The following is a 15,206-nucleotide window of genomic DNA, read 5'->3' on the forward strand; positions in this document are numbered from 1 at the left end:
AATAATTATTCCTCCTCTATAAATTATATGTATCTTTAATAAATAGTAAACAGCACTTAAAGCTGTTATTTACCCTTGCTATATAAATATATATCTTTAATAAGCTTCTAAAAAATCTTCTACTGCACGTCTTACCTCATGCACATGAAGTCCAAAAATTATTTGTATATCTTTTCCTTTCCTTACAATCCCGCTATTTGGCGTTAAATTAATTATATCTTCATTAATCTTACTTTCATCTTTTACATTAACACGTAATCTAGTGATGCAATTTTCTACTGTATTAATATTTTCTTTTCCGCCTAACCCATCAATTATATTTTCTATCCCTGCATCTAAATTAAGTTGTTTTGATTGTTCTTCGCCTGTAGCTGTACTCTCATCTTCACGACCTGGAGTTTTATAATTAAATTTCTTAATTAAAAAACTAAATACTACAAAATATACAATAATTTGTGCAAGTCCTAATATCATCATTACTGGCCAGTGTGTTTTTTCTACGCCTACTGTAGTATTCATTATAATTGATACTAATAAGTTCCCTCCACATAATGCAGTAACATCAAATATTTTTAATAAAGCTATAAAAAGACCAGCTATAACTGCATGTACAAAGAATAAAAGTGGTGCACAGAATACAAACATAAAGTCTAATGGTTCTGTTACAGAGGCTAATACTGCTGTAATTATTAGTGGAATAATCGTTGCCTTAACCTTCTTCTTATTTTGCTTATATGCAGTATAAATAAAGGCAGCTCCTATACCTATATAACCAAACATCTTTGTAAATCCAGTTGCCATATAGTATATACTATCTGAGAAACGCTCAACTGGTAAATTCATTTCTGTCATAACTATAGCATAGGCTCCTGAAACTGTATCTGCACCAACTTTAAGCACTCCTCCTAAATCAGAAAACTGAAATGGTGTATAAATTAAATGATGAAGTCCAGTTGGTACTAATATTCTCTCTAAAAAACCATATAAGAATAAACCAAATGTACCTGTATCTTTGATGACATTTGCAAGAGAAGCTATTCCTTGTTGAGCTAATGGCCATATAAAGTTACTCACAACTCCAATTAAAATGGATACAAAGAACATGCATATAAAACTAAAATTTGCTCCCGAGTATATCTGTAAAGCTCCTTTAAATGTTTTGTTGCTTGTACGATTAAATACATATCCAGCTATACACCCTAAAATAATTCCACCAAATACACTTGTATCTACAACTTGAATACCTAAAATAGTAGCTTGTCCAGTCCCTATCAGTCCAAGCATCTTGCTTTCTTTTGCTAGTTGACCTAGTGATGTTAACATAGTGTTGGAAGCTGTAAGGTATATTATATAACTCATAAATCCTATTAACGCTGCTTTGTGCTTCTCTTTTTTTGCTAGTGCAGCAGGAATACCTATAGCAAATATAACAGCAAGATTATTAATAATAGCCATTATACAGTTATAAATTAGGCTTCCAAATATTTGAATTGGCTCCCATTTAAAAAATGGAAGTACTCCTAATAACATATCATTTGTAAGTAGTACACCTACCACCATTAATATTCCTGCACTCGATAAATACATTAATGGCTGAACCATTGCCTTTGCAAATGTTTCCAGTCCTCCAAGTAGTTTTTCTTTCAATCTTATCCCCCCCTAAAATTATATATATTTCTATTACTAATTCATCTCATTCTTATAAGATTTTTGTTAGGTGTAGTAGTAGATAAATTTTTTCAGGTTTATCTAATTTATACCTAAACTCCTTTTCAATATATACATTTAACTTTTCTAAATATTCTTTATTTTTAGGATGATTGTTAATTAAATAATCATACATTTCAATCATTTTATCATCCTGACAAATTTCATTCTTAAAAATTCTTTGAGCAAGAAATTTAAGATGAGTTCTAAAACGTAATGTACTTAAACTCGATTCGTCTAATTCTAATCCATAACATTCTTTAATCAAATCAATACTACCTTTTACAAATTTTAAAGTATCATATGCCAAATTATCATTTGATTGTAAATTGACAAAATGTAAAGCTATGTAACCTGCTTCATCTTCAGGCAAATGGATATGACATACTCTATATATAATTTCTAAAGCTTTTACTCCTAATTCAAACTCTTTTGAATACATCATCTTTATATCCAAAAGCATTAAATTAGGTAAAAAAACATTATTTTTCATTCTATCTATTGCAAAACTAATATGTTCCACTAAAGATAATATCCCTTTATTATTAAATTTTCCCTCATTTCCTGGTATAAGACTTATAATTTGTTGTGAAGCATCCATCACTTCTGGACTAACATTTTTTAATAATTCTAAAAATTTTGTTTGCATGTGGTCTTGAACATAATAAATCTTTTCTATTTTATCTTCATTAACTTTATCTCCTGGACGTTTATTAAAACCTATACCAAGACCTAGTAAAATAGCTTCTTTCCTATCATTAGTTACTGTAGATAATGCATTATTATTAAAGATTTTTACTACTCTCATATTGAATTAATCCCTTCCTATTATTTCATAATTTCAATAACAGTATCTTGCCCTGCAACAACTTCATTTTCTACCATGCAATTTATTTCTGAAAATTCGCTATGATTTAATACAATTATTATTGTTGTACAATCAATTCCCTGAGAATTTATTTTTTCTCTTTCAAAACTTATTATTGGACTACCTTTTTTAACAGTATCTCCTTGAGACACTTCATTTTTAAACCCCTCACCCTGTAAACTAACTGTATCAATTCCTATGTGGACTAATATTTCAACACCCTCATCTGAGACCATACCAAAGGCATGCTTTGATTCTGTAAGCACAGTTACTTTACCATTACAAGGGGCTACAACAACATCACTATTAGGAATAATTGCAACTCCATCTCCCATTAACTTTTTTGAAAACACAGAATCGTTTACTTTCTCAATATTAATGCTGTTACCACTCACTACTGCATGTAACTTATAGCTTTTATTTTTCTTGAAAAAATTTAACACAGTACTTCCTCCTTATTAAATAGATTTTTGAATTTCAATACAAAAAAGGCATGAATCCTCAGGATAAAAATATCCAAGAACTCATGCCTAATTTAATAGTTACACGTTTCAAATTATATACTCATTATAAAACCTTCTCAAAAATATTGCAATATTTATTTTAATTTTATTTTTTAATTCGACAATATTTATCATGTTCTTTATTGTGATTTATTTTTTTATAAAAAGGCTGAATCACTAGAATATAGTTTTTCAGCCTTTTCAAATTAAAAATATTGTATTTTTATAATACAGCTATTACTTCTATTTCAACTTTAACGTCTTTTGGTAATCTAGCAACTTCTACACAAGCTCTTGCTGGTTTATTTTCTCCAAAATATTCAGCATAAACTTCGTTTATAGCCCCAAATTCATTCATATCTTTTATAAATACTGTAGTCTTAACTACATTTGAAAAATCAGCTCCACTTTCAGCTAATATAGCTTTAAGATTTTTTAAAGATTGAGCAGTTTGAGCTTGTACATCTCCTTCAACTACTTCCATAGTCTCTGGTACAAGAGGAACTTGTCCAGATACAAATAACAAGTTTCCAGCTTTTATAGCTTGAGAATATGGTCCTAAAGCTGCTGGTGCATCATTAGTATGTATTACTTCATGTTTCATTTTAAAATCCTCCTAATTCGTTAATCTAATACACATAAAATGTATCTTCATACACTATTATACTATTTTTCTTGTATATTATATACACTTTTTATTATAATTCTATAATTTTAAAACCTTTTTCTTCTATAGCTTTCTTTATTCTAGCTATATGGTCATAATCTATTGTCTCTAATATAAATTCCGCACTTTGTTTTCCTAGAGCTTCCCCTGCTGATAATTTACCTTGATTAGCACTTAAAATGTTTCCACCATTCTCACTTATTATTCTAGTTAACTCAGCAAAGTTTCCTGGCTTATCTTCCATAATTGTACTAAATGAATATCTTCTTCCTTCTTTAGCTAAAGCAACACCTATTATTCTATATAACGTATTTATGTCTATATTACCACCAGATATTATACAAACTACATTTTCATCTTTTGCTGGTACATACTTACCACTTAATATAGCAGCTGTACATACAGCACCAGCACCTTCTGAAACTATTTTTTGACTTTCCATCATAAATAATATTGATTCTGCAATTTCTGTCTCTTCAACCACTACTATTTCATCAACCAATTCATTTATTATTTCAAAAGTTAAATCTCCTGGAGTTTTAACAGCTATACCATCAGCTATTGTAGTATCATTAAATGCTGTTGTTACTTTTCCATTTTTTATTGACTCTTTCATTGAAGGTATATTTGCAGTTTGAACACCGACTATTTTTACATTAGGATTTAATGCTTTTGCTGCAACAGCAACACCAGAGATGATTCCTCCTCCACCAACTGGGCATAGTATAGTATCAACTTTATTGTCTAATTGTTCGAAAATTTCAAGAGATATAGTTCCTTGTCCTGCTATAACATACTTATCATTGAATGGATGTAAGAAAGTTGCTCCTGTTTCTTTTTGTATTTCAACAGCTTTTGCATATGCATCATCATAAACCGCACCATTTAAAACTACTTCTGCTCCATAACCTTTAGTTGCACTAACTTTTGCTAAAGGCGCAGTTGCTGGCATTACTATTGTAGATTTTATACCAGTCATTTTTGCTCCCAATGCAACTCCTTGAGCATGATTCCCTGCACTTGAAGCTATAACTCCATTTGCCTTTTCTTCATCTGTTAAACTCGCTATTTTGTTACAAGCTCCTCTTAATTTAAAAGAACCTGTTTTTTGAAGATTCTCACATTTATAGAACACATTTGCTCCTGTTTTTTCGCTAAGTTTAACACTTTCAAGTAAGTCAGTTCTTTTTACTATGTTCTTAATGGTCTCTCTAGCCTCTTTTACATCTGTTAAGGTAACATTCATCATTTCATTCCACTCCCGTAAATCCAATTTTTGTTTATTACTTTCTATATAATTCTATATCTTTTTTTTTTAAAAATCAACATGTAAACGATTTTTATAATTTTTTAATTAATCACAAAAAACCTAAAAATACAACAATTGCATACAATAAACATATATCTTCAATTCATTTAAATTACATTAAATGATAATTTAAAAATATTTTTTACATTCTTATTAAAGCAATAATATATACTTTATTATTTTTATTAAAATTTATATTTTATATTATTTTATTTACCCAAAATCTATTTTTTTGATTTTATTTAACATTATTAAGATTAATAAATTAATAAAATACATGTCTTACTAAACAACTTCAATATAAAAGAAAGTTTTACTTTATTTTTATTCAAAATTAGAAAACTATACATATATAATAAAATACAATAAAAAAACTAAGGTGATAATTAAATTGAATATTTATTTTATATAACAATCATTTTTTATTAAAAGGTATTTTTTATTTTAACATATATTTAATAAGGCTAAATAGAGTTATTATTTTAATTTCATACTTTACTTTTTCTATAAACCTATTATAATTAAAGTATAATCATTTTTGCAACTTGTTTATTTTATTATAAAAATGTGAAACTTATTACATAAGGAGGAATTTAACATGAAAAATCATACTTATAAAGAAATCAAAAACATATATGGAAAAATAAGCCCTTTTGAATTTAAGGACAAATTAATAGATATTGCAAAATACACTGCAAAAGAAAATAACAGAGAATTACTTGATGCAGGTCGTGGAAATCCAAACTGGACTTGTTCAACTGCTAGAGAAGCCTTTTTTACTTTTGGTCATTTCGCTATTACTGAAACTCGTTCTAATTGGGATTTAGGTCATTTGGCTGGAATGCCTCAAAAAAAGGGTATTAAAGAAAGATTTTTTAAATTTATAAATGAAAATATAGATATGCCTGGAGCATATTTAGCTAGAGATATTATAAACTTTGGTATAAATGAACTTGGATTTGATGGAGATGAATTTGTTCATGAACTAGCTGATGGAATTATTGGTGATAACTATCCACTTCCAGATAGAATGTTACCTCATATGGAAAAAATAGTACACGATTACCTAGTTCAAGAAATGAAATATGATATATCAGGTAAATATGGTGATGTAGAAATTTTTGCTGTTGAAGGTGCTACAGCTGCTATGTGCTATATATTTGATTCATTAATGGCAAATGAACTTCTAAAAAAAGGAGATACAATAGCCTTAATGACTCCAATATTTACACCTTATCTTGAAATACCTAACCTTCCTCGTTACGACTTTAAAGTGGTAAATATAAATGCTAATGAAGTTGATGAAAAAGGTGCTCACACATGGCAATATACAAAAAAAGAATTAGAGAAACTTCGTGACAAATCTATTAAAGCTTTATTCGTTGTTAATCCTAATAATCCTGCTTCTATAGCTATGGATGAAACATCTTGTAATAATCTAATAGATGTAATTGAAAATTATAATAAAGATTTAATGATAATATCAGATGATGTATATGGAACTTTTGTAGAAGATTTTTCATCCTTAATGTCAAAACTACCTTACAACACTGTTGGAGTATATTCTTATTCAAAATATTTTGGAGTTACAGGATGGAGACTTGGTACATTTGCCCTTCATAAGAAAAATGTTTTTGATAAGAAAATAAATGATTTAACTGGAGAATTAAAAAAATCAGTAGATAAGCGTTACAGTGATATGAGTCTTAACCCTTCTAGCCTTTCATTTATGGAAAGAGTTGTTGCTGATAGCAGACTTGTTGCTCTCAACCATACTGCTGGTCTTTCTACTCCACAGCAAGTACAAATGGCGTTTTTCTCTGCTTTTGCATTGATTGACAAAGTAGATGCCTACAAAAAACTCAATATGAGTATCTGCCATAGACGTCAAAAACTATTATTTGAAGCTTTAGAGCTTCCAATTAATGAAAACAAAAACAATGCTGCATATTACACTCAATTTGATATTGAAGAATGGGCTAAATTAAACTACGGAGAAGGCTTATTTAAATTTATAAGTAAAAATGCATCTCCAGTAGATGTTCTTTATAAATTAGCTAATGACTATTCAGTAGTTTTACTTAGTGGAAATGGATTCTATGGTCCTGAATGGTCAATTAGAATATCTCTAGCAAATCTATATGATGAAGCTTATACTAAGATAGGAAAAGCCATAAGAGAGATATTAAATGGTTATATCGTTGAATGGCAAAAAATTAAGAAATAATTATATTACACTGAAATATCTAAATTATATGAATAAAAGAGTTTATGTAGACCTTAACTACTTTTTTTGATATAATCCTATCGGAATTATAAATTTTATTTATGAAAGGCAGAGAATAGTATGAGTATTAAGAAAAAAGTTGCCATAGTTTTTACTGGTGGAACTATATCTATGACAGTAGATGATAAAGTCGGAGCAGCTATACCAACTTTATCAGGTGAACAAATACTATCAATGGTTACCAACATTGATAAAGTTGCAGATGTTGAAGTTTTTAATTTTGATGAAATTCCAGGACCTCACATAACACCTTATAGAATGATGGAATTGAAAAACTATGTAAATGATTTATTAGCAAGAAAAGATATTACAGGTGTTGTAATAACACATGGTACAGATAGTTTAGAGGAAACAGCTTATTTTCTAGACCTTACAATTGACAACATCAAACCTGTAATAGTCACAGGTGCTATGAGAAGTAGTTCTGAACTTGGATATGATGGTTCAAGTAATTTATCTGCATCAGTTTGTACTGCAGTATCCAAAGATGCTATGGGAAAAGGAGTCCTTGTAGTTTTAAACAATGAAGTATTATTAGCTTCTGAAGCTACTAAAACAAATACTCTTTCTCTAAATACATTTAAATCTCTAACTAGTGGCCCATTGGGAATAATTGACTGCAACGAACTTGTCCTTACAAGAGATATTGTAAATAGAACAATTATAGATACTGATAAGGTAGAATCTAAAGTTGCCTTATTTAAAGCATATGTAGGAGAAAATGCTGACTTTATAAGATTTGCTGTTGATAGTGGTTATAAAGGTATAGTTATTGAGGCAATGGGCAGAGGTAATATTCCTCCTCAAATGCTTTCTGGAGTTGAATATGCTAGAGAAAAAGGACTTCCTGTAGTTATAGTTTCTAGATGTCATTCAGGTAGAGTATTCGATAGTTATGGTTACTTTGGTTCTGGTAGAGATTTAAAAAATCTTGGTTGTATATTTGGTGGGGACTTACCAGGTCAAAAAGCTAGAATAAAACTTATCTTAGCACTTGGAAAAACTGATAACCTTGATGAAATCAAAGATTTCTTTGAAAAAGGAATCTATTGTTAATTCTAATAACTTCTATTTAATTATTTATTGATATTTCAACATTTTTAAATCAAAATCTAATACTTATGTCAGTTAAATGTCAGCAAAATATTTTATCCACAATTTTTACACAAATTTTCCACAACTTATCCCCAATATTATCCACAAGAAAAAAGGTAGCACTTATATTAGTAGCTACCTTTTATTTATTAATCTTCATCTTTCCAGCTTTTTATCCAATTTCCTATTTCTATTATTTTTTCTTCAGTTATTTCTTCTCCATCATGTAATTTTGAAATTAGTTCTGATAATGGATTGTTATGTAGACCTCCAAAAATTCTTTTTCCCTCTATTTTGAGATATTCTTTCTCTTTTATTAATACTCTATAGTGTACATGTTTCCCAATTCTCTGCGATATGAAAAAACCTTTTTTAGTTAATCTAGCTAAAAGTGTAATTGTAGTTGTATGCTTCCAAGCATATGTTTTTTCTATTTAATCTGCAACATCTTTTGATATTACAGTTTTATAACCAGTATTCCATATGTATTTCATAATTTTTAATTCTGCATCTGGTAATTTTTTATTCAACATAATATATTCCTTCTTTCAATTTATGTCACTTCCTCAAACTTATCTAGCTTAAATTAATAATAGGAGCTTTTTATCACAAAAACTACAGGTAAATTTTTCTATATATTCTACGTATTTAGTCTGTTTTTAAGTGTGAAATTACGTTCATACCTATAAATTTATTCAATTTTCAAACAATCTTGTTGAATAATAACTAATTCTATTGTATTATTTAGTTATAGAATAAAACTAAATCGGCAAAACTAGAGAAATCTAGTGACGCAAAGCTATAGGGACTAAGACTTATATAAATATCTTATGAGTTATGTTAGCCAGTTGCCAAAGAGATATTGTTCTTTTTGTTTTTATGAAAGTTTTTTAGGGGGATAATAATTTATATGTTTAGAGATAAAATGGATAAATGTACACATATATTGACTGCTTATATTAGCAGTTCGTATGATTATTGTAATTTTTTGGATACAATTTACATTCCATATAGTTAATATAAAACTTGTGTTTATTGTGATAGTGCCGAACAGGTGTTAATACGATTTACATTCCATATAGTTAATATAAAGCTCTAATTTAATAGCTTTATTTTTAGCAAAATACCCAAATTTACATTCCATATAGTTAATATAAAACCGGTTCCCTCCGAAGTTCATAGAGATTCTTATCAGCATGATTTACATTCCATATAGTTAATATAAAACAAATGCTGAAAGATAATTCGGTTGGGGATTTAATGAAATTTACATTCCATATAGTTAATGTAAAACTAAATAGAGCAGATGAGGCTTTTCAAGAAGCCGATAGATTTACATTCCATATAGTTAATATAAAACTCTGATGTTGTGAGATTTGAAAAAAACGGTAAATTGAATTTACATTCCATATAGTTAATATAAAACGCTGATAAAGTTATTAAAAGTAAAATTGCTGAAATACTATTTACATTCCATATAGTTAATATAAAACATGAGGAAGTTAATAAAGTAAATGGCATAGATGCTGAATTTACATTCCATATAGTTAATATAAAACCCCAAAATAAATTGAGTATTTCCAATGCCTACACATATACAAATCTCTCAAATTTGCAGTGAACCATGAGTAGTGCAATTGATAACACTTATCACAAGTCCTCAATGCCTTATATTTCAACTGTTAAGCCTTAATTTCTTCAAAAAATCGAACACTGCAAAATTTCTATGACTTTATTATATCATAAAAATATTATTTTTGAATATCTGTACCAATTTGTGATATAATAAAAGCAAGAAGAACTACAATCTATTTTGCTGTAGAGTGGAGTTCATAATTTAGAAATTACTTAGTTTTATGGAATCTGATTTTTAAATCAAATTCCCAACCACTCTTAGTTGCCGCTTTGAGTGGTTTTTTACGCTTTCTAAATAGTTTGCTAGCTATATAAACTATTAAGCTAGCAGATAGACTTGCTAGTATGCCTTGTAAAAAATTATCCATGTATATTCACCTCCCTTCTTAGCGTCGGGAGGATAATTTTTTGATACATGAACTCCACTCTATAAATTGTAGATTACATCTTCTTGCTAAAAATATTATAACATATAATTCTTACATATTTTACCTATTTATTACTTTTTACATTATAATAATATTCTTTTAATCAAAAAAACACCTACTATTAAAGTAAATGTTTTTAAGTATTTTTAATTTTAAAATCCATATAGTTCATATGAAACTAAATATAATAACTCAACATATGAGCAATATCGAGACATTTACATACCACATAGTTAATATAAAACGAAAATAAAAAAATTAAACTTATAAAACCCTTATTAATTTACATACCCACTAGTTATTTATATTCAAAAAAATCTTCTCCATCTGGGTTATAAAATAATATTCTACTTGCCAATCCTTGTTCATATTTATAATTTTCTTTATCACCTACATAAGAAAATGTTAATGTCATGCTTCTTGATGGATCTAATGAAATTATATCTAAATAAATAGTACATTTTTCTCCTGGCTTTAATACACCGAAACTATTAAAATCCATTTTTATTTTAGCATATTGCCCCATATATAATGTTGAATTAGCTTCTCCATAAACTTTTAATTTTGTTACATCTAAATTTTGTGTACTTGTATTTTCTATATTTATAGGAACTGTTGGGTCTTTATATTTTTCAGTATAATATTCAAGGTTATCATCATAACATTCAAGATAACTTCCTTTATCTTGCCAAATTATGTGCTTTGAATCAAAATCAATCTTTAATCCACATATTATATTTTTATTTGAAGACGGAAGACTAATATTATTGATGGTATTTTCACACTCTAGCATAATTTTATCACTTAGATTTCCTATCCCAGTCACTTTTGCAGCATTTTTAAGTATATCTTTATTACTTCCAATATCAACTAGTACAATAGGATTATTTTTAGCCATTGGTGAAGCAACTAAAGCATAAACTAAATCAGTACCACTAGCTATATAAAATTCTTTTGCGCCATTATAGAACTTATTTACTATTTTTTTATTAGTATCATATCTATCTACTCCACCTAATCTAGTTGAATTAGTATCATTAACTAGTTTGTCACTCATTGATGAAGTACCACCTATTACATAACTTTCTACACCAGTTGTATTAAATGGAACACTTTTTCCATCAGTTAATACTATAGCTGCTTTATCTCTAACTGCTACAGGTGCAGCACTCATTGCATCAGGCTCTCCTTTAAAAGCATTAGTCAATATAACTTTATTTACTTTGTTAATTGAGTTTATTTCTTTTGCAACATTATAGCTTGTCTTAATTCTATCACTACCTTGAAGTCTTTTAGCCTCTATTCCTTTATCTTTTAGAAGAGTTTCTGTTGCTTTATCAATAGAACTTTCTCCACCTATTATGTATACCTTTTTAGCTTTCTCTACTCTTTTAAGAGTTGCATTAGGTATGTTATTTTTCTTAGTTAAAAAAATTGGTGCATTTGTTGCTCCTGCAAGTCCACTCGCACTTAATCCATCAGCCATTGTGCTGTCTGCATTAATTAATATAGCTGTAGTATAATTTTGTTCATCAGCTATAAGAGCAGCCGTTTCATATTTATCTTTTCCTTGAATAGTATAAATTGTATCAAGTGCATTAGCTGATATAGGACCAGCAGCAAACATTGACACGGCTAACCCTAGTGATAATAATTTCTTTAATTTCACAATATCTCCCCCTTTTATATATGAAATACTATATATCTTACATAATTCTACATTAAATTTTCTTTTCCTCCTTTAATGATATTTATCTTCCTGTTAATTTAAGTGTATACAAATACGTGTTATAATGTAACTGTAAAGAATTAAAAAGATAATGACATAATTAGAGCAGTCCAACTGTTCTTTTATAAAACTAACTTATAAAGGGAGCGTACATATATGAATATCAAATCAGCTTTTATAAGAAAAAGATGGGAAAAATTCTATGTATATGTGGAATAAGAAACTGGCAAAAAGAAACAAAAAAGTTATGGAAGCTATAAAAAGAAAAAGGATGCTGAAAAACATTTAATTGAAATAAAGTCTACTATAAATAATAATAAGTTTGTTGCTCCAAAAGGTATGACATTTGTAGAAAGATGTTATAAATATATAGACATGAATAAAAATAATTGGTCTCCATATACTGTTACAAATACAAAATCTTGGGTTAAAAATTACATAGAACCTTTTTTAAGAATCTAAAACTCACAGAAGTAAATCCTAGTTCAGTACAAGCTTTTGTAAATTATAACTTTAATAATTCTACCTTTACTAGTGCTAAAGTAAGGTATAGCTTTCTAAGTTCTGTAATAAGGGAAGCGTATAGATTAAGAGAAATACAAGAAAATTCATGTGATTTTATAAAACTTCCTTCTAAAGAAAAATATTCTACAAATGAAATATACAATAGAGAAGAAGTATTATTGCTAATAGAAAAGTTACTTGGTAATAATATAGAAATACCTATTCTTTTAATGTTACTTCTAGGTTTAAGAATGTGAGAAGCTACTGGGCTTAGGTGGTCAGATGTTGACTTAGATAACAATCTGATAAATGTTAATCAAATTCTTGTCTATTCTAATGGCAAAATATCTTTTAAAGAGCCAAAAACACCAAAATCAAAAAGAGCTTTATCAGCTCCAAAAGAATTAATTGAAAAATTGAAAATTGAAAAACTAAGACAAAGCAAATTAAAATTGTAAGGTATCCTGGAAAACAGAAATAACTTAGTTTGTCTAAACACCAATTTAAATCCGTTTCTACCTTCTTCACTAAGAAAAACGTTTCACAATTTTACAAAAAAAATAATTTAAAAAAGATTAGAATACATGATTTAAGATATACAAGTGCCACTCTGTTGCTTTTAGGGGGAACTAATATGAAAGTTGTTTCTGAAAGATTGGGTCATACAGATATAAAAATAACTATGAATAGATATTCTCATGTACTTAAAGAAATGGACAAAGAAGCTTCCGACAATCTAAGCGAACTTCTATTTAAATAGTAAAAACTGACTGTCAGTTAAATGTCAGTTAAACCTAAAAAAATAGGTTTTGTCAGTTGATTATCAGTCAATTATTTTATAATAGTTTCACTTAAAAACGTCTATATCTACACATTTTACTATTTGTTTATGCTTATTAATATCTATCTGTTATTATTAATTCTAATAGCTTCTATTTAATTATTTAGTTCAGTTTACAGGAAACTACACACAAACCATAAAATAGGATGTTGACAATATAACAGATAGTATGCTCCTGTAAAAGGTAACATACTATCTGTTATGTTGTCTGGATTTCCAAATGGTTACCCTTTGGCACACGACTTTGCTATCTCCTTGGTAAACTAAAAGTTTGTAATCTAAAATCCTAATCCATCTCTATAAAATTTAATTGACTTCTCCATACTTTTTACACCTAAACATATAAAAGTAATTTTATTCACTTAATGACCTCCATAATTCCCAAATTAGCTATTTGGAACTTAACTAAAAAATCCTAATATAAGGGCAACTATTATAATGGCAATCGGAATACATACTGTGTAATCCTGTTCCATAGAGTCATCATCTGAATGTAGTTTTACAATTCGCAATTTAGCAATCAGTTTGAAGCAAAAATAGCCTATTATTGTTCCAATTACGTTCGTGAGTAAGTCGTCTATATCGGTTGCTCTGTGTAACGTAAAAAGCTGAATAGTTTCGATAAAAAGAGATAATCCAAAACCAATCAAGAATGTATTTCTCAAACGTTCAAAGGTTTTGCTTATAAGCGGACATAAAAAACCTAATGGGACAAAAAGTAAAATATTCAAAATAAAACTCAAACTAAATCCATCACTAAAAGGAATAAGATTTATGTTTGGATTAAAGAACGTTTCCCCTAACTGTGACAGTCTTATATATTCACCGAATGTAGGTATACCAACAATATGTGATAGTGTTAAACATAAGTAGTAATACATTGCCAGTGATAAAATAGATGTTTTTACCTTTGGAATATCACTATTTTTCTTGAATATTACAACTAAGAAAATACCAATCAAGATAATTCCCAACAAGAAAATAGGATTAATTAACAATAAATCTTTGATAGCTTCAAACAGACTGAGTTGAATTTCTACACCTGATTGATTATTTGTTACAGTCTCCATTTGTACATACCTCCTCATAACATTTCAATTATTTCTAAAAAACAAAATAGAAGATAAATCTTAAAATCATCCTATCAAAATTTTTAAATTTGCCTTTATCAGTTTATACCACCAGTTAATTCCTGTCTTACTTCTGTATGGTATTCTTGGGATTCTTTCATCAAATTAGACAAAAAATGGTTACCATATCAATAAACTGGTTACGCTCCATATCTCCCGAAGCAACCATCCCCTGAGAATAAATCCGTATCAGGAATCTCCACATCTACTGCACCTATCACAAGTTATTTGATAACATCCTCAGACAATCCCAACTTGGATATATCGACAACACCCATTAGAATACCACTGCTGACCATACTTGTTTTCCTGCTGATAATTTTAATCAACTGGGAAGTTGAAACGCTATCTTTTTTACAAGTTCCTTTTTAGAAACATGGTAGCTATTATATGAATCTGAATTTCGTTGTCTGGGTGTTTCATATAAAGCATAGATATGCACCTTTTTTGCCTGTTTTCATTATATAGAAAAAAATTTCAAAATACAATAATTATATTTTTTT

At 28.4% G+C, this 15,206-nt stretch carries 13 protein-coding genes, 1 pseudogene, 1 CRISPR repeat array and 1 riboswitch; of the genes and pseudogenes, 4 read left to right on the plus strand and 10 right to left on the minus strand.

The window, feature by feature from the left end:
* Window positions 1-96: 96 nt before the first annotated feature.
* The 5 genes from CDIF1296T_RS13240 to ilvA form a co-directional block, all read right to left on the minus strand.
* Window positions 97-1,647: a PTS transporter subunit EIIC gene (locus CDIF1296T_RS13240; protein ID WP_009890719.1), complete on the minus strand. Its 1,551-nt coding sequence runs from the start codon at window positions 1,645-1,647 to the stop codon at window positions 97-99.
* Between the two features lie 52 nt (window positions 1,648-1,699).
* Window positions 1,700-2,515, minus strand: a complete 816-nt coding sequence (locus CDIF1296T_RS13245) for a PRD domain-containing protein (protein WP_003431027.1) — start codon at window positions 2,513-2,515, stop codon at window positions 1,700-1,702.
* Window positions 2,516-2,535: 20 nt separating this feature from the next.
* Window positions 2,536-3,018, minus strand: a complete 483-nt coding sequence (locus tag CDIF1296T_RS13250; protein ID WP_009897702.1) for a PTS sugar transporter subunit IIA — start codon at window positions 3,016-3,018, stop codon at window positions 2,536-2,538.
* Window positions 3,019-3,301: 283 nt separating this feature from the next.
* Window positions 3,302-3,682, minus strand: coding sequence for a RidA family protein (locus tag CDIF1296T_RS13255; protein ID WP_003416451.1), 381 nt, complete (start codon window positions 3,680-3,682; stop codon window positions 3,302-3,304).
* Between the two features lie 94 nt (window positions 3,683-3,776).
* On the minus strand, window positions 3,777-4,994 hold the full coding sequence (gene ilvA / locus CDIF1296T_RS13260) for a threonine ammonia-lyase (RefSeq protein WP_009890721.1): 1,218 nt from the start codon (window positions 4,992-4,994) through the stop codon (window positions 3,777-3,779).
* A gap of 658 nt (window positions 4,995-5,652) precedes the next feature.
* Between ilvA and aspD the strand changes: the two genes are divergently transcribed.
* Window positions 5,653-7,281 carry an aspartate 4-decarboxylase gene (aspD, locus tag CDIF1296T_RS13265; protein ID WP_009897704.1) on the plus strand — a complete coding sequence of 543 codons (1,629 nt, stop codon included), beginning with the start codon at window positions 5,653-5,655 and terminating at the stop codon, window positions 7,279-7,281.
* Between the two features lie 120 nt (window positions 7,282-7,401).
* Entirely contained in the window at window positions 7,402-8,397 is a 996-nt protein-coding gene (locus CDIF1296T_RS13270; RefSeq protein ID WP_003431031.1) for an asparaginase, read from the plus strand.
* A gap of 188 nt (window positions 8,398-8,585) precedes the next feature.
* Here CDIF1296T_RS13270 and CDIF1296T_RS20085 read toward each other — a convergent pair whose 3' ends face one another.
* From CDIF1296T_RS20085 to CDIF1296T_RS13285, 3 genes are all read right to left on the minus strand, one after another.
* Complete coding sequence (locus CDIF1296T_RS20085; protein WP_224213953.1) at window positions 8,586-8,870, minus strand: BlaI/MecI/CopY family transcriptional regulator; 285 nt, start codon at window positions 8,868-8,870, stop codon at window positions 8,586-8,588.
* Between the two features lie 324 nt (window positions 8,871-9,194).
* A riboswitch (cyclic di-GMP riboswitch) is annotated at window positions 9,195-9,292 on the plus strand.
* A gap of 141 nt (window positions 9,293-9,433) precedes the next feature.
* Window positions 9,434-9,995: a CRISPR direct-repeat array (repeat unit 29 nt; unit sequence ATTTACATTCCATATAGTTAATATAAAAC).
* Window positions 9,996-10,280: 285 nt separating this feature from the next.
* Window positions 10,281-10,439, minus strand: coding sequence for a type I toxin-antitoxin system toxin (locus CDIF1296T_RS13280; RefSeq protein WP_004454815.1), 159 nt, complete (start codon window positions 10,437-10,439; stop codon window positions 10,281-10,283).
* A 358-nt stretch (window positions 10,440-10,797) separates the two neighbouring features.
* A complete protein-coding gene (locus tag CDIF1296T_RS13285) occupies window positions 10,798-12,168 on the minus strand; it encodes a cell wall-binding protein Cwp29 (RefSeq protein ID WP_009897709.1) in 1,371 nt (456 codons plus the stop codon).
* Between the two features lie 366 nt (window positions 12,169-12,534).
* Between CDIF1296T_RS13285 and CDIF1296T_RS20170 the strand changes: the two genes are divergently transcribed.
* Window positions 12,535-12,690 carry a tyrosine-type recombinase/integrase gene (locus CDIF1296T_RS20170; protein WP_336513464.1) on the plus strand — a complete coding sequence of 52 codons (156 nt, stop codon included), beginning with the start codon at window positions 12,535-12,537 and terminating at the stop codon, window positions 12,688-12,690.
* A gap of 529 nt (window positions 12,691-13,219) precedes the next feature.
* Window positions 13,220-13,492 carry a tyrosine-type recombinase/integrase gene (locus CDIF1296T_RS13300; RefSeq protein WP_004454820.1) on the plus strand — a complete coding sequence of 91 codons (273 nt, stop codon included), beginning with the start codon at window positions 13,220-13,222 and terminating at the stop codon, window positions 13,490-13,492.
* 362 nt (window positions 13,493-13,854) lie between these two features.
* Here the strand turns inward: CDIF1296T_RS13300 and CDIF1296T_RS13305 are convergent.
* Window positions 13,855-13,935 (minus strand): annotated as a pseudogene (locus CDIF1296T_RS13305) (VOC family protein); the annotation flags it as partial.
* A 39-nt stretch (window positions 13,936-13,974) separates the two neighbouring features.
* On the minus strand, window positions 13,975-14,643 hold the full coding sequence (locus CDIF1296T_RS13310) for a VanZ family protein (protein ID WP_009897711.1): 669 nt from the start codon (window positions 14,641-14,643) through the stop codon (window positions 13,975-13,977).
* Window positions 14,644-15,206: the final 563 nt, after the last annotated feature.

Source organism: Clostridioides difficile ATCC 9689 = DSM 1296, assembly GCF_001077535.1.
Classification (GTDB): Bacteria; Bacillota; Clostridia; order Peptostreptococcales; family Peptostreptococcaceae; genus Clostridioides; species Clostridioides difficile.

Bases quoted from the DNA above. Each gene is read 5' to 3' on its own strand.
- CDIF1296T_RS13245 (WP_003431027.1), bottom strand. From the start codon at position 2,515: ATGAGAGTAGTAAAAATCTTTAATAATAATGCATTATCTACAGTAACT.
- CDIF1296T_RS13255 (WP_003416451.1), bottom strand. From the start codon at position 3,682: ATGAAACATGAAGTAATACATACTAATGATGCACCAGCAGCTTTAGGA.
- ilvA (WP_009890721.1), bottom strand. From the start codon at position 4,994: ATGATGAATGTTACCTTAACAGATGTAAAAGAGGCTAGAGAGACCATT.
- aspD (WP_009897704.1), top strand. From the start codon at position 5,653: ATGAAAAATCATACTTATAAAGAAATCAAAAACATATATGGAAAAATA.
- CDIF1296T_RS13270 (WP_003431031.1), top strand. From the start codon at position 7,402: ATGAGTATTAAGAAAAAAGTTGCCATAGTTTTTACTGGTGGAACTATA.
- CDIF1296T_RS13280 (WP_004454815.1), bottom strand. From the start codon at position 10,439: ATGGATAATTTTTTACAAGGCATACTAGCAAGTCTATCTGCTAGCTTA.
- CDIF1296T_RS13310 (WP_009897711.1), bottom strand. From the start codon at position 14,643: ATGGAGACTGTAACAAATAATCAATCAGGTGTAGAAATTCAACTCAGT.